The sequence below is a fragment of the Paenibacillus tianmuensis genome, assembly GCF_900100345.1.
Taxonomy (GTDB): Bacteria; Bacillota; Bacilli; order Paenibacillales; family NBRC-103111; genus Paenibacillus_G; species Paenibacillus_G tianmuensis.
This window is the reverse complement of the sequence record NZ_FMTT01000045.1, coordinates 1-18,205: the sequence shown is the minus strand read 5'-3', so window position 1 is coordinate 18,205 and position 18,205 is coordinate 1. Positions and strand designations below refer to the sequence as shown.

20 protein-coding genes are annotated in these 18,205 nt (G+C 57.4%); 14 read left to right on the top strand and 6 right to left on the bottom strand.

Annotated features, from left to right (window positions below; translation table 11 throughout):
* Positions 1–83 precede the first annotated feature (83 nt).
* The 5 genes from purM to purD all read left to right on the top strand — a co-directional run bounded on the left by purM (position 84) and on the right by purD (position 5,035).
* Positions 84–1,124 carry a phosphoribosylformylglycinamidine cyclo-ligase gene (purM, locus tag BLO51_RS22790; protein WP_090675496.1) on the top strand — a complete coding sequence of 347 codons (1,041 nt, stop codon included), beginning with the start codon at positions 84–86 and terminating at the stop codon, positions 1,122–1,124.
* Positions 1,121–1,753 carry a phosphoribosylglycinamide formyltransferase gene (gene purN, locus BLO51_RS22785; protein WP_090675494.1) on the top strand — a complete coding sequence of 211 codons (633 nt, stop codon included), beginning with the start codon at positions 1,121–1,123 and terminating at the stop codon, positions 1,751–1,753. The genes purM and purN overlap by 4 nt, the downstream gene beginning before the upstream one ends.
* Positions 1,750–2,937, top strand: a complete 1,188-nt coding sequence (locus BLO51_RS22780; RefSeq protein ID WP_090675492.1) for a phosphoribosylaminoimidazolecarboxamide formyltransferase — start codon at positions 1,750–1,752, stop codon at positions 2,935–2,937. The genes purN and BLO51_RS22780 overlap by 4 nt, the downstream gene beginning before the upstream one ends.
* 90 nt (positions 2,938–3,027) lie before the next feature.
* Positions 3,028–3,762, top strand: coding sequence for an IMP cyclohydrolase (locus BLO51_RS22775; protein ID WP_090675490.1), 735 nt, complete (start codon positions 3,028–3,030; stop codon positions 3,760–3,762).
* 13 nt (positions 3,763–3,775) lie between these two features.
* Positions 3,776–5,035 carry a phosphoribosylamine--glycine ligase gene (gene purD / locus BLO51_RS22770; RefSeq protein ID WP_090675488.1) on the top strand — a complete coding sequence of 420 codons (1,260 nt, stop codon included), beginning with the start codon at positions 3,776–3,778 and terminating at the stop codon, positions 5,033–5,035.
* 64 nt (positions 5,036–5,099) lie between these two features.
* Here purD and BLO51_RS30900 read toward each other — a convergent pair whose 3' ends face one another.
* The 4 genes from BLO51_RS30900 to BLO51_RS22755 all read right to left on the bottom strand — a co-directional run bounded on the left by BLO51_RS30900 (position 5,100) and on the right by BLO51_RS22755 (position 8,411).
* Positions 5,100–5,231, bottom strand: coding sequence for a hypothetical protein (locus tag BLO51_RS30900; protein ID WP_281180415.1), 132 nt, complete (start codon positions 5,229–5,231; stop codon positions 5,100–5,102).
* A 102-nt stretch (positions 5,232–5,333) separates the two neighbouring features.
* Positions 5,334–6,170, bottom strand: coding sequence for an ABC transporter ATP-binding protein (locus tag BLO51_RS22765; RefSeq protein WP_090675552.1), 837 nt, complete (start codon positions 6,168–6,170; stop codon positions 5,334–5,336).
* A 181-nt stretch (positions 6,171–6,351) separates the two neighbouring features.
* Positions 6,352–7,404, bottom strand: a complete 1,053-nt coding sequence (locus BLO51_RS22760; RefSeq protein ID WP_090675486.1) for a FecCD family ABC transporter permease — start codon at positions 7,402–7,404, stop codon at positions 6,352–6,354.
* Positions 7,401–8,411 (bottom strand): FecCD family ABC transporter permease, encoded by a 1,011-nt coding sequence (locus BLO51_RS22755; protein WP_090675485.1) that lies wholly within the window; start codon positions 8,409–8,411, stop codon positions 7,401–7,403. Before BLO51_RS22755 ends, BLO51_RS22760 begins: the two co-directional genes overlap by 4 nt.
* Positions 8,412–8,642: 231 nt before the next feature.
* Here BLO51_RS22755 and BLO51_RS22750 point away from each other — a divergent pair, with 231 nt between their 5' ends.
* The 6 genes from BLO51_RS22750 (at position 8,643) to BLO51_RS22725 (ending at position 14,886) form a co-directional block, all read left to right on the top strand.
* Positions 8,643–9,644, top strand: coding sequence for an ABC transporter substrate-binding protein (locus BLO51_RS22750; protein WP_090675483.1), 1,002 nt, complete (start codon positions 8,643–8,645; stop codon positions 9,642–9,644).
* A gap of 131 nt (positions 9,645–9,775) precedes the next feature.
* Positions 9,776–10,879: a DUF7847 domain-containing protein gene (locus BLO51_RS29395; RefSeq protein ID WP_090675482.1), complete on the top strand. Its 1,104-nt coding sequence runs from the start codon at positions 9,776–9,778 to the stop codon at positions 10,877–10,879.
* Entirely contained in the window at positions 10,872–11,504 is a 633-nt protein-coding gene (locus BLO51_RS22740; protein ID WP_167670289.1) for a DUF4129 domain-containing protein, read from the top strand. The genes BLO51_RS29395 and BLO51_RS22740 overlap by 8 nt, the downstream gene beginning before the upstream one ends.
* Positions 11,497–12,630 carry a DUF4350 domain-containing protein gene (locus tag BLO51_RS22735; protein WP_090675479.1) on the top strand — a complete coding sequence of 378 codons (1,134 nt, stop codon included), beginning with the start codon at positions 11,497–11,499 and terminating at the stop codon, positions 12,628–12,630. The genes BLO51_RS22740 and BLO51_RS22735 overlap by 8 nt, the downstream gene beginning before the upstream one ends.
* A gap of 5 nt (positions 12,631–12,635) precedes the next feature.
* Positions 12,636–13,556 (top strand): AAA family ATPase, encoded by a 921-nt coding sequence (locus BLO51_RS22730; RefSeq protein WP_090675477.1) that lies wholly within the window; start codon positions 12,636–12,638, stop codon positions 13,554–13,556.
* Entirely contained in the window at positions 13,507–14,886 is a 1,380-nt protein-coding gene (locus BLO51_RS22725) for a DUF58 domain-containing protein (protein WP_245719782.1), read from the top strand. The genes BLO51_RS22730 and BLO51_RS22725 overlap by 50 nt, the downstream gene beginning before the upstream one ends.
* On the opposite strand, the gene BLO51_RS22720 is transcribed toward BLO51_RS22725, so the two are convergent.
* A complete protein-coding gene (locus BLO51_RS22720) occupies positions 14,864–15,919 on the bottom strand; it encodes a stage II sporulation protein M (protein WP_090675474.1) in 1,056 nt (351 codons plus the stop codon). The two genes, BLO51_RS22725 and BLO51_RS22720, sit on opposite strands and share 23 nt — an antisense overlap.
* Positions 15,920–15,992: 73 nt before the next feature.
* Between BLO51_RS22720 and BLO51_RS22715 the strand changes: the two genes are divergently transcribed.
* From BLO51_RS22715 to BLO51_RS22705, 3 genes are all read left to right on the top strand, one after another.
* Positions 15,993–16,796 (top strand): RDD family protein, encoded by an 804-nt coding sequence (locus BLO51_RS22715; protein WP_090675472.1) that lies wholly within the window; start codon positions 15,993–15,995, stop codon positions 16,794–16,796.
* A gap of 127 nt (positions 16,797–16,923) precedes the next feature.
* On the top strand, positions 16,924–17,250 hold the full coding sequence (locus BLO51_RS22710; RefSeq protein WP_090675471.1) for a hypothetical protein: 327 nt from the start codon (positions 16,924–16,926) through the stop codon (positions 17,248–17,250).
* Between the two features lie 195 nt (positions 17,251–17,445).
* Entirely contained in the window at positions 17,446–17,901 is a 456-nt protein-coding gene (locus BLO51_RS22705) for an alpha/beta hydrolase (RefSeq protein ID WP_090675469.1), read from the top strand.
* A 14-nt stretch (positions 17,902–17,915) separates the two neighbouring features.
* On the opposite strand, the gene BLO51_RS22700 is transcribed toward BLO51_RS22705, so the two are convergent.
* Positions 17,916–18,205: transposase (locus tag BLO51_RS22700; RefSeq protein ID WP_174551302.1), on the bottom strand; the 290-nt coding region annotated here is incomplete at its 5' end.

The window sequence follows — 18,205 nt, the reverse complement described above, 5'->3', positions numbered from 1 at the left end:
CAAGAGCGGCCGCAGGCAGACAGTACGAAACCGCAGCCAAACGGGCGCAGCAGTCAACCACTTTTTGGGGAGGAACAATCCAAGTGTCCGATGCATATAAACAAGCCGGTGTCGATATCGCGGCCGGCAACGAAGCGGTAGAGCGCATGAAGAAGCACGTCAAGACGACCTTCCGTCCGGAAGTGCTGACAGACCTCGGCGGCTTCGGCGCGCTGTTCGGCCTGAACAAGGACAAGTATGAAGAGCCGGTACTCGTTTCCGGTACGGACGGTGTCGGCACAAAGTTGAAAATCGCTTTCGCGATGGACAAACACGACACTATCGGGATCGATGCCGTGGCGATGTGCGTGAACGATATTGTCGTGCAGGGCGCGGAGCCGCTCTTTTTCCTCGATTATCTAGCTTGCGACAAGGTCATTCCGGAAAAAATCGAAGCGATCGTCAAAGGCATCAGCGACGGCTGCGTGCAGTCGGGCTGTGCGCTGATCGGCGGCGAAACGGCGGAAATGCCGGGCATGTACGGCGAAGGCGAGTACGATATCGCGGGCTTTACGGTCGGCATCGTCGACAAGAAGAAGATCATCGACGGCTCCACGATTCGTCCCGGCGACGTCGTCCTGGGTCTCGCTTCGAGCGGCGTTCACAGCAACGGCTTCTCGCTCGTGCGCAAGCTGCTGCTGGAGGACAAAGGCCACACCCTGCACGATACGATCGACGAGTTGGGAGGCCGTCTGGGCGACACGCTGCTCGTGCCGACGAAGCTTTACGTCAAGCCGGTGCTGGCGGTGCTCGAAGAGGTGCCGATCAAAGGTATGGCGCACATTACGGGAGGCGGCTTCCTGGAGAACATTCCGCGCGTGCTGCCGGAGGGCGTCAACGTCGAGATCGATTACGGCTCTTGGCCGATTTTGCCGATTTTCCAGTTGATGCAGCGGGAAGGCGGCATCAGCAACAACGATATGTTCCGGACGTTCAACATGGGGATCGGCATGGTCATCATCGTGGCGGAGGATCAGGTCGCACGGGCTGCCGAGCTATTCGCGCAGCATGGCGAGAAAGCCTATACGCTCGGCCGCGTAACGGCAGGGGAGTGTAAGGTTACATTTACCGGAGCGGTTGTATGAGAACCGAACCGTTGCGTATTGCCGTATTCGCCTCGGGCAGCGGAAGCAACTTCCAGGCGATTGCGGATGCGGCAATAGCAGGCCGGCTCGATGCGCGCATCGAGCTTTTGGTCTGTGACCGGCCAAAAGCGGGGGTAGTCGAACGAGCCAAGCAGGCCGGCGTGCCTGTTCATACGTTTCGTCCGAAGGACTACGATTCGCGCGAAACGTATGAGCGGGAAATTTTGACGATGTTACAGCAAAAGCAAGTCGAGCTTGTCGTTCTTGCAGGGTATATGCGCATTGTGACGAATGTGCTGGTGGATGCGTTTTGGGGACGCATGCTCAATATTCACCCTTCGCTGCTGCCGTCGTTCCCGGGTCTTGATGCCGTAGGGCAAGCGCTCCGGCACGGGGTCAAGGTGACCGGCGTGACCGTTCATCTTGTTGACGGGGGCCTCGACAGCGGACCGATTTTGGCGCAGCGCGCCTTGGACATTGAACCCGGCGATACGGAGGCTTCCATCGCCGAACGAATCCATCGCATCGAGCACCGGTTATACCCCGAAGTGATACAGGCGATTGCTACGGGAAGCATCCGCTTGGAGGATGCCGCCAACAAATCTAAGGAGGACGGGACCGCATCATGAGCCAAACGACGAATCAAACGCAAGTATTGGAGCTCCGTTACGGAATGAACCCGCATCAAAAGCAAGCGAAGCTAATCGGGGAAGGGACGCTGCCGATCAAAGTAGTGAACGGCGACCCCGGCTTCATCAATCTGCTAGACGCTTTTAACGGCTTCCAGCTCGCGCGGGAGCTGCGCCGCGCAACGGGACTGCCGGCCGCCGCCTCGTTCAAGCATGTCAGTCCGGCAGGCGCAGCCGTAGCTGCGCCACTGACGCCTGAGCTGAAGAAAGCTTACTTCGTGGAAGGCTTGGAGCTGTCGCCGCTGGCAACTGCTTATGCACGGGCTCGTGGCGCCGATCGTATGTCCTCGTTCGGCGATGCCGTCGCGCTCAGCGATATTGTGGATGCCTCGACGGCACAGCTGTTGAAGCGGGAGGTATCCGACTTGGTCGTGGCCCCGGGATATACTGACGAAGCGCTGGAGATTCTCCGCGCCAAGAAAAACGGCGGCTACCTGATTCTCCAAATCGATCCGGATTACGTTCCGAATCCGGTTGAGACCCGTACGCTGTTCGGCATGACGCTGCAGCAGGAGCGCAACGACGCCGTCATCGACGAAACGGCGCTGGAACGCATCGTGACGAACAACAAAGAGCTTCCGGAGAACGCAAAACGCGATCTTCTCATTGCGCTCGTGACGCTGAAATATACGCAATCTAACTCGATCTGCTACACGCTGGACGGTCAAACGATCGGGATCGGCGCCGGCCAGCAATCGCGCATTCACTGCACCCGTCTGGCCGGAGACAAAGCGGATCGCTGGTTCCTTCGCCAGCATCCGACGGCGCTGAATATGGCCTTCCGTCAAGGGCTCTCCCGCGCGGAGCAAAACAACGCCATCGATCTGTGGCTGGAAGAAGAGCTGACGCCGGTGGAGCAGGCGGCTTGGGAAGCCTGCTTCGAGCAAGTACCGGCGCGTCTGACACGCGAAGAGAAACGCGAATGGCTGAACAAGCTGCAGGGCGTTTCCTACGGCTCCGACGCCTTCCTGCCGTTCCGCGATAATCTGGACCGCGCCAGCCGCAGCGGCGTCAAGTACGTCGTGCAGGCAGGCAGCTCGATGCGCGACGAAGAAGTCGTGAAAGCGGCCAACGATTACGGCATGGTGATGGCTTACTCGGGAGTCCGTTTGTTCCACCATTAAGAAACGAAGCGAACATTGCTTCCGCAATGTTCAAGCCTATGCTTACGATGCAGGCATTGCGTAGCAATGCCCTGAGGAGGAATATTCCAAGTGTCGACGAATAGAGCCGCGCAAGCGGAGCAATATTATCAAAGTTTGCGGCAAAATGCGTACCCGGGCCGTGGCATCGTGATCGGCCAGACGCCGGACGGCACCCGACTCGTGCAGGTGTACTGGATCATGGGGCGCAGCGAGAACAGTCGCAACCGTGTATTTATTCAGGAAGACAACGGATTTGTCCGCACCGAAGCGAAAGACCCGGCGAAGCTCACCGATCCGTCGCTCATCATCTACTACCCGGTGAAGCACGCGAACGGCGCGCATATCGTCACGAACGGCGATCAGACGGACACGATTCACGAGGCGCTGCTTTCCGGCGGCACGTTCGAAGCCGCTCTGGCCACCCGGACGTACGAGCCGGATGCGCCCAATTTTACGCCGCGAATCAGTGGTTTGATCGATGTAAACGACGGGCAATTTGCCTATAAGCTGTCGATCCTAAAATCGAACGGCAATACGGAGGATCAAACCCTTCGTCATGCGTATACGTACGAGAAAGCGCTGCCGGGCTACGGTCACTGTATCCATACGTATGCAGGCGACGGGAATCCGCTGCCTTCGTTCCAAGGCGAACCTGCGCTTGTACCGATTGCCAGCGACGACATCCGGCAGATTGCGGATGCCTACTGGCAGGCGCTGAACGACGAGAACCGCATCTCGCTGCTCGTCAAAACGGTACGGATCGGAAGCGGAGAAACCGAACTGCTGATCGTGAACAAAGAATAGGAGGAGCCTGAACGTGCGGATACTGGTTGTAGGCGGCGGCGGCCGCGAGCATGCGATATGCTGGGCGCTGAAGAAAAGCCCCAAAGTCACGGAGCTGTACTGTGCACCGGGGAACGGCGGCATTGCGTCGGTAGCCGAATGCGTCCCGATTCAAGTGAATCAATTTGAGGAAATTGCGCAGGTTGCGATCGACCATACGATCGATCTGGTCGTCATCGGTCCGGACGATCCGCTATCCGAAGGCATCGTCGATCACTTGGAAGCGAAAGGTCTGACCGTATTCGGACCCCGTCAAAATGCGGCGATTATCGAAGGCAGCAAAGTATTCACCAAGCAATTGCTGAGAAAATACAACATCCCGACGGCCGCTTACGAATCGTTCGAGCAGTACGAGGACGCAGTTGCTTATCTGCGCCAGCAGCAAGCGCCGATCGTAATTAAAGCGGACGGCCTCGCGGCAGGCAAAGGGGTCGTTGTGGCGCAGACGCTGGACGAAGCGGAAAAAGCGCTGCACGACATTATGGTTGCCAAAGTGTTCGGCGAATCCGGCGACCGGGTTGTTATCGAGGAATTCCTCACCGGCCAGGAAATGTCGATTCTCTCGTTCGTCGACGGCGAAACGGTATGCCCGATGGTTCCTGCACAGGACCATAAGGCTGTCTACGATAACGACAAAGGGCCGAATACCGGCGGTATGGGTACTTACAGCCCATTGCCGCACATCCCGCAAGCCATGATCGACGAGTCGATCGAGACGATTATTAAGCCCACGGCCAAAGCGATGGTCGCCGAAGGGCGGCCGTTCCGCGGAGTACTGTTCGCAGGCCTGATGCTGACGCCAAACGGGCCGAAGACGATCGAGTTCAACGCCCGCTTCGGCGACCCCGAGACGCAGGTCGTGCTGCCGCGGCTGAAAACCGATTTGCTAGATATTTTCCTCGCTGCGGTCAACGGTAGGCTGGATCAGATGGAGATCGAGTGGAGCGAGGAAGCGGCCGTTTGCGTCATTTTGGCGTCCGAAGGCTATCCAGCCTCGTATCCGAAAGGACTTCCGATCGAAGGCTTGGAGGACGTGCAAGATTCGATCGTATTCCACGCCGGAACGGCCATCAAGGATGGCGGAGTTGTAACTAACGGCGGCCGCGTGCTTGGCGTCACTGCGCTTGGCCGCGATATTGCCGAGGCCCGCGCCAAAGCTTACGCGGATGCCGAACGCATCCGTTTCCAAGGCAAGCACAATCGTACGGACATTGCGAAGAAAGCGCTCGTGTAAACACGAACCGGGGTAAAGGAAGTGATTCCTTTGCCTCGTTTTTTTGTGTGCAGCGAAGCCTTGCCTACTTGCGTCCGCTTCCTTTAATCATGATTTTGTCCCAATTGCGATAAACGTAAAAAACAGCCCATATCGCTCCGACCACCAAAATACCCGACAGCCAATAGTTATGCACATAATAGGAAAAAGCGCGCAAGGATATTCCTCCCAGTCCATTTTCGAATTAGTGTTCCCTAACCGCAGAAAAATAAAGCGCCTGACTCCTTTTGCAGGAGAGGCGCTTTCTTCGGTATTCGTATTATTTTCCGGCCACCGCCAGCTTGGGAGCTGCCGCTTGGGCCGCCAGAGGCTGTTTGCCTCTGCCGAAAGGAACGACCATCGGCGTGCCGAACAGCGGGTCCTCGACGATTCGCGATTCCAGATCGAACACGCTGCGGATCAAGTCTTCGGTGACGATATCCTGCGGGCGGCCTTCGGCCCATACTTTACGGTCTTTAATGGCTACGACGTTATGCGCATAGCGGCAGGCAAGGTTAATGTCATGAAGTACCATGACGATGGTGCGCTGCTCGCTTTCGTTCAGCTCGTACAGCAGATCGAGCACTTCGATTTGATGCGCCAGATCGAGGTACGTCGTCGGTTCGTCAAGCAGAATCGTCGGCGTGCCTTGAGCCAGCGTCATGGCGATCCAGGCCCGCTGCCGCTGGCCGCCGGACAAGGAATCGACCGTACGCTCGGCGAGCGGCTTCATGTGCGTCAGCTCAAGCGCGTGCTGCACCATAGCTTCGTCTTCCTTGGACCACTGCTGGAGCCAGCTTTGATACGGGTAGCGGCCCTGCTTGACAAGCTGCAGCACCGTCAAGCCTTCCGGAGCCGCAGGGCCTTGCGGAAGAATCGCCATGCGTCTGGCGACTTCCTTGGTGGACATCGTCGCGATGTTGCTGCCGTCGAGCACTACTTGTCCGCTCTGCGGTTTGAGCAGCCGGGCGAGAGAGCGGAGCAGCGTCGATTTGCCGCAGCCGTTGCCGCCGATAAACACTGTTATTTTTCCTTTCGGGATTTTGATGTTCAGCTCTTGAAAAATGCACGTATCCCCGTAACAGAGGCACAGGTCTTTCGATTGGATGGCAATCATAACATCTTCTCCTTCGGTCTCGAAGCCCGGTGATAAGCAGATATGGCGCAGACGGAACGGTGTCGACCGTTTGCGCTCCTCGGTCGATTCCGCCGCTCCGCTTGGCATAGGCCGGGCTTCTCTGTTTTACATGGTGTCCGTGTCAAGGCTTTGCATCGATATCGACAGGTTGATAACGTAATTAACGGTTGCGGCTGCGGTACAGCAAATAGACAAAGAACGGCGCGCCGATGCAGGCGGTGAATACGCCGGCAGGAATATCGAGCGGCGCAAATAGCGTCCGGCCGGCGAGGTCGGACAGCAGCAGCACGATCGCTCCGATGAGCGCGGATACCGGCACCAGCGCGCCGAAGGCCGGGCCGACGAGCTTGCGGGCCATATGCGGCGCCATCAAGCCGATGAAGCCGATCGCTCCGCCGAATGCTACGGCGGCTCCGCCCAAGGCGACGCTGAGCAGCAGCAGCAGGAACCGCTGACGCTGGACGGCGCTGCCTACGCTGCGGGCGACTTCTTCGCCGAGCTCCTGGATGTTGATATGCCGCGAATAGACGATTATCAGCGGCAGCAGCACGATAAACCAAGGCAGCAACGGCGTGACGGATTTCTCCCAAGAAACGCCGTAAATGCTTCCGGTCATGAACGTGAGCAATTGATTCGCCAGAACGACGGGACCGGAGATTAGCATCATATACGAGATCGAGCTCATCGCCGCCGCGAAGCCGATGCCGATCAGCACGAGTCGAAGCGGGGTAACGCCGTCTCCTTTCCACGAAAGGGCATAGACGACGAACGTGGCGATGAAGGCGCCGGCGATAGCGAATACCGGCAGCAGATGAATCGTAATTTTGTCCGAGAAAAAGAAAAAGAACGAGACGGCTCCGAGCGTTCCGCCGCCGGTCATGCCGACCGTGTCGGGCGAAGCCAGCGAGTTGCGCACGACGCCTTGCAGAATGGCCCCGGCTACCGCAAGTGACGCTCCGACGAGCACGGCTATCAGAATGCGCGGCAGTCGAAGCGAGCGGACGATCATCTCGCTGGAATCGGCTCCGAAGCCGAAGACCGAACGGACGACTTCGCCCGGCGGGATATAAACGCTGCCGATGCCGGTGCTGAGAATCATGACGGCAATCGTGACAAAGAGCAGCAATAACGTCACGGCCAGCGCTCTTTTGCTGACAAGATACGAGAAAGCTTTTCCGCGGACGGCAAAGTAACGGCTGGATTGTCGGCTCATGACAGCTGCCCTCCTTTGCGCGCGATATACACGAAGAAGGGGACGCCGATCAGGGCCGTCGTGACGCCGACGGGAACTTCCTTCGGCATGGCGATGAAGCGGGCCCCAACGTCGGCGCTAACCAGCAGCAGCGCGCCAAGCACGGCGCAGTAAGGAAGCAGCCAGCGGTGGTCGATCCCTACCAGATAGCGGACGATATGCGGCACGATGATGCCGACGAATATGACGGGCCCCGCTACCGATACGGCGCCGCCGGCCAGCAGTACGATGACGACGGCCGCTGCGGCTTTGACAAGCAGGGTGCGTTGGCCGAGTCCTTTGGCGACGTCCTCGCCCATCGCCAGCACGTTGATTTGCGGCGAGAGAAGCAGGGCTCCTACTAAGGCCGCGAGCATATAAGGCAGAACCGCGCTAAGCATCTCCAACGTCCGTCCGGCCACCGAGCCGACGAGCCAGAACAGCACTTGATCGAACGCTTTGCCGCTGCCGAGCAAGATGCCTTGGGTCAGCGACGCGAAGAAGGCGGTGACGGCCGAGCCGGCGAGCGTAATCTTGATCGGGGTCAGGCCGTCGCGCCCGATCGAACCGAGAAAGTATACGCCCCCGGCGCTGACGGCTGCCCCCAGGAACGCGATCCAGGTATATTGGATCATGCCCGAGACGTCGAACAGGGTAACGGAAAATACAATGGCAAACGCCGCTCCTGCATTGACGCCGAAAATACTCGGCGATGCGAGCGGATTGCGGGTAATGGCTTGCATCAGCGCGCCGGCTACGGCGAGGCTTGCGCCGACCGCAGCGGCGATAAGCGCCCGGGGCACACGCGCCGTCTGGATAATAATATGATCGTTGGAGCCGTCAAACTGCATATAGGACGCGATAACGCGGTCCCAAGAATAATAGTTAAGGCCGAACATGACGCTGGCCGCCATAGCCAGAGCGAGCAGTACGAGAGCTGCGATCAGGCCGATGATTTTGGAAGAGCGACGATGAAGTGGATTGCGCATAAAAAGATAGCCTGCTTCCTGTCTTAACCTGTAGTATGAACGCTTTATTTTATTGTATGAGAACCATTATCAAGTGTCAATGAATCAGAGAAGCATTATCATAAAAATAGTTGACAAGCAAGGCAATGCTCAGTAATATTAACCAAGTAAATGATAATGATTATCAATCATTTGCGGCATTCACTAATGTAACGAAGACACCGAGAACAACCAGAGATCAGGAGGTCGCACATGTTTTCCCTTAACCGGTCGTTTCGTCTGAAATCGGCGGCGCTGCTTGCCGTCGTCTTATTATTGTCTGTCTGGCTGACGGCCTGCGGCCAGAAGCCCGCAGCGCAGCCGGATGCCCAATCCGGAGGAGCCGCCGCCCCGGCCAAAGCGGACGGTCAGCGCAAAGTCAAGCATGCCATGGGCGAAAGCGAGGTTCCGGCTAACCCGCAGAAGGTCGTCATTTTGACCAATGAAGGGACGGAAGCGCTGCTCGCGCTCGGCGTGAAGCCGATCGGCGCGGTGCAATCGTACACCGGCAACCCATGGTTCGACCATATCAAGGCCGACATGGAAGGTGTCAAAGTAATCGGCGGCGAGCAGCAGCCGAACTTGGAGCTGATCGCATCGCTCAAGCCGGATCTTATCATCGGCAGCAAAATGCGCCACGAAAAAATTTACGACCAGCTCAAGGCCATCGCCCCAACGGTCTATTCGGAAACGCTGCGCGGCGAATGGAAGGAAAATTTCAAGCTGTACGCCGAAGCCTTGAACAAAAAAGCCGAGGGCGACAAGATCATCGCCGCATTCGACAAGCGGATTGAGGATTTCAAGCAAAAAGCCGGCAGCAAGCTGAGCGAGAAAGTGGCCGTTGTCCGCTTCATGGGCGGCAAAACCCGTTACTACTACGGCAATATGTTTACCGGCGTTATCTTTAAGCAAATCGGGATTGCCCGCTCTGATGCGAAGAACGACGAGAAGGCGTTCGAGGACATTACGAAAGAACGGCTGACGGAGCTTGAAGCCGCCGACCGGGTCATTTATTTCACCTATGAGACTGGGGACGGCAAAGGAACCAAGCAGGAAGAAGAATGGATGAACGATCCGCTCTGGAAAAACTTGAAGGTCGTCAAAAACAATAAAGTGTTCAAAGTGGACGATGTCATTTGGAATACGGCGGGCGGCGTCAAAGCTGCCAACCTGATGCTGGACGGCTTGTACAAAATGTATGACGTGAAGCCTTAAGCCCCCATAGCAACACCCGGACCGGCCGTCGAATCAGACGGTCGGCTTTTTACATGCTGTAATTTATTGGTGCTATCCCGCTGAAAGTTCGTGTATAATGATGTCGAATATGTGGGGCAGGAGGAGAAACAATGATTTCATTTGAAAGGCCGATGGGGATCGGTGCGATTATGGACAGGAGCTTTCAGATCTACCGCAAGCATTTTACGGTGACATTTTTGCTGACGCTGCTGTTTTTCGGTCCGCTTTATCTTTTGCAAAACGTAGTGCTCTTCGATTTGAGCAGTGTTTCGCTTCTCCCGGAATCCGGGGAAACGATTGCCGATTCGTTGGAACGATTCGCCGAAGCTGGAGGGTCGGGTGAAGAACTGAACATAGGACTGCTGTTGTTTTCGTTCCTGCTGCTGCCGATTTACGTGGTGGCCGTGCTTCCGGCAGCGGTCTCGTCGCAGCTTCACTTGGTCCGCGCCGCCGCCGAAGGAGCTTCCGTGGGCTTCAAGGAGCTGTTGAAAAGCTCATTCTCCCGTTTCTGGCCGATGGTAGGAAATACGCTGCTGTTCGGATTGATCCTCGGAGGCGTGTACATGGCGATCTCGACCATTGTCGTGTTCGGGGTTATTATTGTCGCCGCGGTATCGATCGGCATCGGCGCCGGCATTGCCGAGATCGGTTCCGACCCGTTCGGCGGCAGCATCGTGCTGATTGTTCTGCTGTTTGTCTTGTATTTGCTGCTTGTGGTGGTGCTGACGGCGGGAATCGGCTTTTTTGCGATCCGATTCGGCTTTTATTTGCCGGTCGTCGCGCTGGAGGACGGCCGTTCGTCACTGGGCCGGAGCTGGAGGCTGACCAAAGGGAACTTTTGGCGCATATTCGGCATCTACTTCGTCCTGTCGATCATTTACGGTGTCTTTACGATGGGGACTTATGCGCTGCTGATCGCGGTATTCAAATTGTCTCTGCTCGGCCAGTTGATTTACATTGTGCTGTCGCTGCTGATCACGCCGATCTATATGATTCCTTATGCGGTGACGTACTTCGACTTGCGGGTGCGTAACGAGGGGGCCGATCTGGAGCAGATGCTTGCCGCCGGTCAGTCGTACGGTTCATACGGCAGCCAACCGGTGGAAACGGGAGATGCGGCCGGACGGGAAAACGGAAGTCTCGCGAAGCCGTCGCCGGAACGCGAGCCTGCCGATGCCAACCGTTCGGAGGAGCCGGAGAGGAAAAATGATTAACGAAGGTTGGAAAGCGGAAAAGAAACAGCTGGAGAGTATTCTGGAACGCGACGAGTACACGGCGTATTTGCGAAACGACGGACGGAATCCCATTATCGAGTGGCTGGAGCGGATGTGGCGGAAGGTGATGGATCTGTTCCCGGACATGTCCGTTCCGCCCGGCACTCCGAAGGTGCTGGCCTACGTCCTGCTCGGCATCCTGCTTGCCATCCTTGTGGCGGCCATCGTCTGGCTGGTGCGCAGCTTGATTCTTCTTCGCCGCAGCCGACGGCGCAGCGTATTCCGCAGCGCTGCGGAGCTGGATCGCTCCTTCGCCGCATTGCTTCGGGAAGCGGAGGAATGCGCAGCGGAGGGCAACTATCCGGAGGCGGTGCGCCGGACGTTTCTGGCGATGCTTCTGCTGATGGACGAACGCGATTGGGTGCGGGCGGAGCGGTGGAAGACGAACCGCGAATATGCGGAGGAGCTGTACGAGCGGCAGCCGGGGGCGGTCGAGTCGTTCAAACAGGCCGCTTCATTGTTCGAGCTCGTTTATTATGGAGGCGGTACGGCGGGAGCGCACGAATACGGACGGATGACCGAGCTGTTGGCGCCGTACCGGCGGGAGGAGGCGGGTTATGCTTAAGCGGAACAAGCTGCAGATCGCTTTGGCGGTCAGCATCGTCGCCTTTCTGCTGTTCGGATACGTTCTGGTGAAGCCCGATCTGCCGGATCTTCCTCCGTATCTGTCGACGTCCGCAGACCGCGACGGGACTAAAGCGGTATTTACGCTGCTTAAAGAGCAGGGCGCACCCGTAAAAGCATGGAAGCAGCCTTGGCGGTCTCTGCCAAGCGGGGGGCGTCATAAGCTGATCGTCATTCAACCGTATACGCTGGCGGCCAAGGAATGGGAAGAGATCCGTACATGGGTAAGCGGGGGCAATGAGCTTGTGCTGTTTCATGACGCCCCGGAACAATTGGATGAATTTACCTTCACGAAGACAGGGCAAGCCGGATCGGCCCCTGTGGCGATCACCGACTTGACAGGGCAGTCGGGTACCGGGCTCAGCGGAAAGGTTGCGTCCGCTTACCGCCTGAAGGAAGCGCCGGGCATGAAGCCGCTGCTGAAGGATGAGCGCGGCATTATTGCCGGACGCGCCGCAATCGGGCAGGGCAGCATGACGCTGCTGCTCGTTCCGGAGTGGATGAGGAACGACGGCATTTTGGAGCATTCGCATTTTGAGCTGATCCGGCCGTACCTACAGACAAGCCCGGAGACCGTGGGGCTGTGGTTCGACGAGTATCATCATGGGCTTTACGAAAAACCGGGCCTGCTTGCAGTATATCCCGGCTGGCTGCTCGCCGTGCTGTTGCAACTGACCCTGGGAGCGCTGCTGTGGCTCTGGATGAAGGGCGTGCGCTTCGGACCGGCTTACACGCCGCGTGCATGGACGGTGCGGCGCGGGGACGAGACGCTGCTCGCGGCCGCAGGGTGGTACGAGCGGCGCGGGCTGGCGCGGGAAGCGCTGGCGCACCAAGCGAGATACGTCCGCGGCCTCATGCGCGAGCGATGGGGCGTACGCTTCGATGCGACCGTAACGCAGGCGCTTGCGGCCGCCAAGCCGCACTTAAGCAAGGAGGAGCTGGAGCAGCTTGCGGCGGTGATGCGAAGCTGGCAGGCCGCCGAGGAAGCGGCGAGCTATTCGCCGAAGCAGTTCGAGAAAGACAGCCGGATGGCCGATGGCGTGATCCGTAGACTGGAGAGGGAGTGAGCCGATTGCAGCAGTTGCTGGAACAGATGGAGAAGAACGTGATCGGACAGCGGCACAATATTCGTCTGCTGCTGACCGCATTTTTGGCCGGGGGGCATGTATTGCTCGAAGGAGTTCCCGGCCTTGGGAAAACGAAAATGGTGCGCACGCTTGCCGAATTAACGGTCGGTTCGTTCAGTCGGGTGCAGTTCACGCCGGACATGATGCCGAGCGACATTACCGGCAGCGTGATTTTCAATTTGAAAGACAACGAATTCCAGACGATTCGTGGTCCGGTCTTTACGAACCTGCTGCTGGCCGATGAGATTAACCGTACGCCTCCGAAAACGCAAGCCGCCTTGCTCGAAGCGATGGAGGAGCGGCAGGTGACGATTCAGGGCACGACGTACCGGCTGCCCGATCCGTTCTTCGTCGTCGCGACGCAGAATCCGGTGGAGTACGAAGGCACGTATCCGCTGCCTGAAGCGCAGTTAGACCGCTTTTTATTCAAACTGACCGTGTCGTACCCGAACTTGGAATCGGAGCTTGCGATTTTAAAAGAACACGTTCCTTTCTTCGCCACTGCGGAGCGGAAGGAAAACGCCGCGTTCTCGCTGGACCGTCTGAAGCAGCTTCGTGCGGAGCTGCAAGAGGTAGTCGTGCAGGATAGTCTGGTCGAATATATTGCCGTGATCATCCGCAAAACCCGCGAAGACAAGCGGCTTCTGCTCGGCGCGAGCCCGCGGGCGGGGATCGCGCTCATGATGGCAGCCCGCGCTTGGGCGCTGCTGGACGGGCGCAGCTTCGTCACACCGGACGATATCAAGACCGTAGCTGTTCCGGCGCTGCGGCACCGTCTGCTGCTGACGCCGCAGGTTGAATTGGAGGGAGAGACCGGTGACCACTTCATCCAGGAAACGCTGGCCACGATTCCGGTCCCTCGCTGACGCGATTGAGCGGAGGCTGATCGTGCCGACGCCGCGCATGGCCCTGCTGACAGGCGCGGGGGCGGTTCTTGTAGGCGTGGGCTATGCCGCCGGGAACGGGGCTGGAGCCGCCGTGCAGTGGCTGGTCTGCGGCGCGCTGCTCGGGCTGAGCGCGCTCGATCTGTCGCTGCTTCCCAGGCGGCGCAGCTTGCGCGTCAGCCGCAGCCTGCCCGAACAGGCCGATATCGGCAGCCCGTTCGAGGTGACGGTGCGCGCGGAAGTCCCGCAGCCCGTATCCTTGAAGCTGACGGTGGCCGACGACCTGCCGCAAACGTTCCTTTCGCCGGGAGCCTCGCTGACGGCAGCCTGGGAAGGGAAGGCGGCGGAAGTCCGCTACACGACACTGGGCCGAGAGCGGGGAGAATATCATTTTCGCTCGGTATGGCTCCGGCTGAGAGGGCGAATCGGGCTGTGGGAGAAGCAGGCGCGAGTGGAGCTGGGGCAGACGATCCGCATTTACCCCGATATGTCGGGGGTCCGGGGCATCTTATCTTCGATGCAAAATCAGCTGACGCTGGAAGGCAGGCGGATTTACCGGAAGGAGCGGTCCGGCTCGGAATTTCACGCGATTCGCGAATACGTCCCCGACGACGACCCGCGGTTCGTCAACTGGAGAGCGTCGGCGCGGTCCCGCACGCTGATGACCAACGTATTCCGCCCCGAACGGGGCAAGGTCGTCACCATCCTGCTGGACTGCGGACGCATGATGGGGATCGAGCTGGACGGCCGGACCAAGCTGGACGTGTCGCTCGAAGCGGCGCTGGCGCTTGCCGCCGTAGCTCTCAAGCAAGGGGATAAGGTGGGACTGCTCGCCTTCTCGAACCGGGTGAAGGCATATGTGCCGCCGGACAGCGGACTTCTCCATCTGCAGACGCTGACGGCGGCGGTCTACAACCTGCAGAGCGACTTCGTGGAGGCCAGCTACAGCACGGCTTTGCAGCATTTGCTGCGCGTGCAAAAGAAGCGGAGCCTGACCGTCCTGTTCTCCGATATGGACAATTATATGTTCGAGGAGGGGCTGCGTCCGCTGCTGATGCGGCTGAAGCGGCAGCATCGGATTTTGTTGCTCGGGCTGCGGGACGAAGTGCTGCAGGGGTGGGCGTTGGCCGAGACGGCGGGCAGGCGCCAGGCTTATGTGAAAAGCGTGGCGCACAAGTTTGCCGTCGACCGGCAAACGGTCGCCGCCGAGATGGCGGCCGGCGGGATCGACATTGTGGACGTTCCCGTCGGACAGTTGGCTTGGACGGCGGTTAACCGGTATCTGGATCTTAAATCGAACGATTCGATATAGAGGCCGGGGAGGAGAAGAGGTCCGCCGTCCTCGTCCCGGCTTCGTCCTTCGGGATGGTGCCATCGGCGGCAAGCTGCGCATGCCTGCGTTCGTTCAAGCGGCCGTAAGCGACATATAGCGCGAGGGCAATCAGTGTGGCGCCCGCGACGATGTACTTCGTTTCCAGCGACAAGCCGGAAGGCGTAATGTAGCCTTCGATGATCCCGGCAATGACGAACAACGGAATCGTGCCGACCATCAGCAGTGCCGATTGTTTGACGGAGCGCAGAAGCATATATTTTCGCGTATACGGTCCGGGGTTAATCATCCGGTAGCCCATATACAAGCCGGAGCCCCCGGCAATGAAGATGGCGGTCAGCTCGATGACGCCGTGCGGCAAAATGTACGCCCAGAACACGTAGCTTTTGCCGGATTGCCAGAAGACGGCGGTCAGCGCGCCGATCAGGATGCCGTTGTAAAACAGCACGTAAACCGTCAGCAGCCCGAAGGTGATGCCGCTCACGAACGCGAGAACGGCGACCCGGATGTTGTTGGTCATGATGGACGTGGACATGACGGCGCTTTGCACTTCGCCGTGGTTTTTGCCCACCGCTTGGGGATTGATGCCGTCGGCCATCTCGGGGGATACGAGCGCGTACAGGTTCAACGGGTCCTGCCAGACGGCGGCGAAGCCGGACAGCGCTCCGACCATAAACAGCAGAAACGCCAGCGCAATGAACCGTTTACGTTCCAGGAGGTAGCCGATAAACCGGCGCTTGAAAAAGTCGCCGAGCCGATGGGACGTTTTCCACTGTTCGGCATGCAGGGCATGGTGCGCCCGCGCTACGAGCTGATTGAGGTAAAGTCCGATCTCATCGCCGGGGTAGTACGTTTGCGCGTAGGCCAGATGGGCGGAAGCCGTTCGGTACAAGAAAGTCAGCCGGTCAACCTGCGGGGCCTGTACCGTGCGGCGCTTTTTCTCGAATAAGGTCAGCAGTCCGTCAAGCTCGGTCCATACGGGCTTGTGCTCGCGGATAAAGCGCTGAATGTTCATAGGTGCGAACGATCTCCTTCCGTCTCTCGAATAGTTTAATATTACCACAATAATGGAAAGGAGGAGCGGGGAAATGAACGAGGTGAATATCAAGGAAGCGTCAATCGTGACGCCGGAGCATGTCCGGCTCCAGTTCCGGACGGCGGGCATCGGCAGCCGGACGGCCGCTCAGCTCATAGATAACGTGCTGCTGCTGGCTGCCTTCGGGGCCGTCAGTCTGCTGGTCGGTCTGATCCTGATGCTATTGGATATCGGCTTGGACGAAGCGCTTGGGGAATATGCCGCCGCTTTCCTGATCGTGCTCGGCTTTGCATTGATCGGCGGCTACTATGTGTTGACGGAGTATTATATGGGCGGGCAAACGTTCGGCAAAAAATGGCTGGGCCTGCGCGTCATTCAAGAGAACGGCCAGCCGATTACGCTGCTGTCGGCCATCATCCGCAATTTTTTCCGGCTGATCGATTTCTTGCCTTCCTTTTATTTTGTTGGCATGCTGTGGATGTTCTTCCATCCGATGGACAAGCGGATCGGAGACTTGGCGGCAGGCACGCTCGTCATCCGCGATATGCAGCACGAGCGGCTTGCCTTGCGCAAGCGGACCCGGAAGTGGCTGGCCAAGAATCGCATTCGACCGACATACGAACTCAAGCTGTCCGATGTGTTCTGCAGGCGGATCGAGCGGGAGGACTGGCTGCTGCTGTCCACGTTCGTAGAGCGTCTGCCCTCGCTGGATAAGTTCAAGCGCGAGGAGCTTGCCCGACAGGTGGCCGATCGGCTCGGTACCAAGCTGGAGGTGGAACGGGAGTTGTATGCGGGCCAGCCGACGGCTTTTCTGATCGAGCTGTACGTGCAGTTGTCGGAAGAATGGACGCTGTAAGCGGAGCGGGAGCGGCAAAAAAATGTTATGCAGGGATGCATAAGGATGGAGAGACGCATGCATACTAAAGTGGGCTGAAAGTGAAGCCAACTATTTCCAGAAAGCATGCCAAGGAGGAATTCCGTCCATGTTCAATGCTACTCAGCAATTGAGTCAATGCCAGCACATGATTCAACAAATGATCCAGCAAACGGATCAAGCGAGCGCGAATTACCAGCGTCTGCTCCAGCAAGAGCAGCAAAATGCGCAGCAGCTGCAAATTTTGTCCCAGCGTGAGCAGCAGGCGGTACAAGTGATTCAAACGGCGCTGCAAGGCCACCAGACGGCGATTCAGCAAATGCAGCAAATGGCGCAAATTTGCAACCAGTTGGAGCAAACGGTCGCACAGTTTAATCAAGCGAGCTTTCAAGCGCAGCAAAATCAAAACTTCGCCCGCAGCAATTTCTATCAATAATCGGGCACATGCGGACGGAGCCGACTCCCGGAAAGGGACGGCTCCGTTTTGTTGTTTGGAGGCGGGGGGCGTAAATTGCTAATTGACGGTTGATCGCGCTGCGTTATTTAATGGACTATTATTTGGTATAATGTTGATTGAGAAATTTTTAACATATGATCGTAAATACAACTTCTATTTTGAAAGGAGAATATCATGAAGATCAAAGAGAAACACAAACTCAGAAAACCCAGTGGCCCTTTCCTAGTAGGATATACGTCCTTTTCTTATGAATACAATCTGGATGAAAAAGACGATAAAAAACGCGTTATTCCCTGCCTATGCTTTTATCCAGCAAAAGATATCGGCGAAGGAAAACGGAAAAAATATGTCAGCGAGAGTATCCTTCCGGGAACCAGCGGTATTGAAACGAATTCATATATCAGCGCTCCCATATGTGATGGCAAGCACCCGCTTCTCCTGTTCAGCCATGGATTAACCCTCTTTTGTGAAGCCAACACAGTTCAATTCGAAGAGCTTGCGTCCCATGGTTATATGGTACTGAGCATAGGTCATCCGGGCGGAGGCTCGTATGAGTTGCCAAATGGCGAAATTTTGATGCTTGATAAGGAAAAATTAATGAAGGATTTTCAACTATATAAGTTGAACTAATGAATTCATTAGAATTAGAACCTAACACAAAGCCGATCTATGATCGACCACCGAGATTTCATGATTTCGTCCATAAACTGCTGAACATTGTTACGGATTTCGGCCACCGTGTGATAGAACACATTGTTAATTACATCGGATTTCAGCCATTTCCATAACCCTTCAACAAGATTCAATTTCGGACTGTAAGGCGGCAGGAAAACCAGTTCGAGTCGGCCTTTCATCTCTTCCAAAAACGGCTGCAATAACTTGGCATGATGAATGCGAGCGTTATCCAACACGATGACGATTTTGCCCTTTGGAT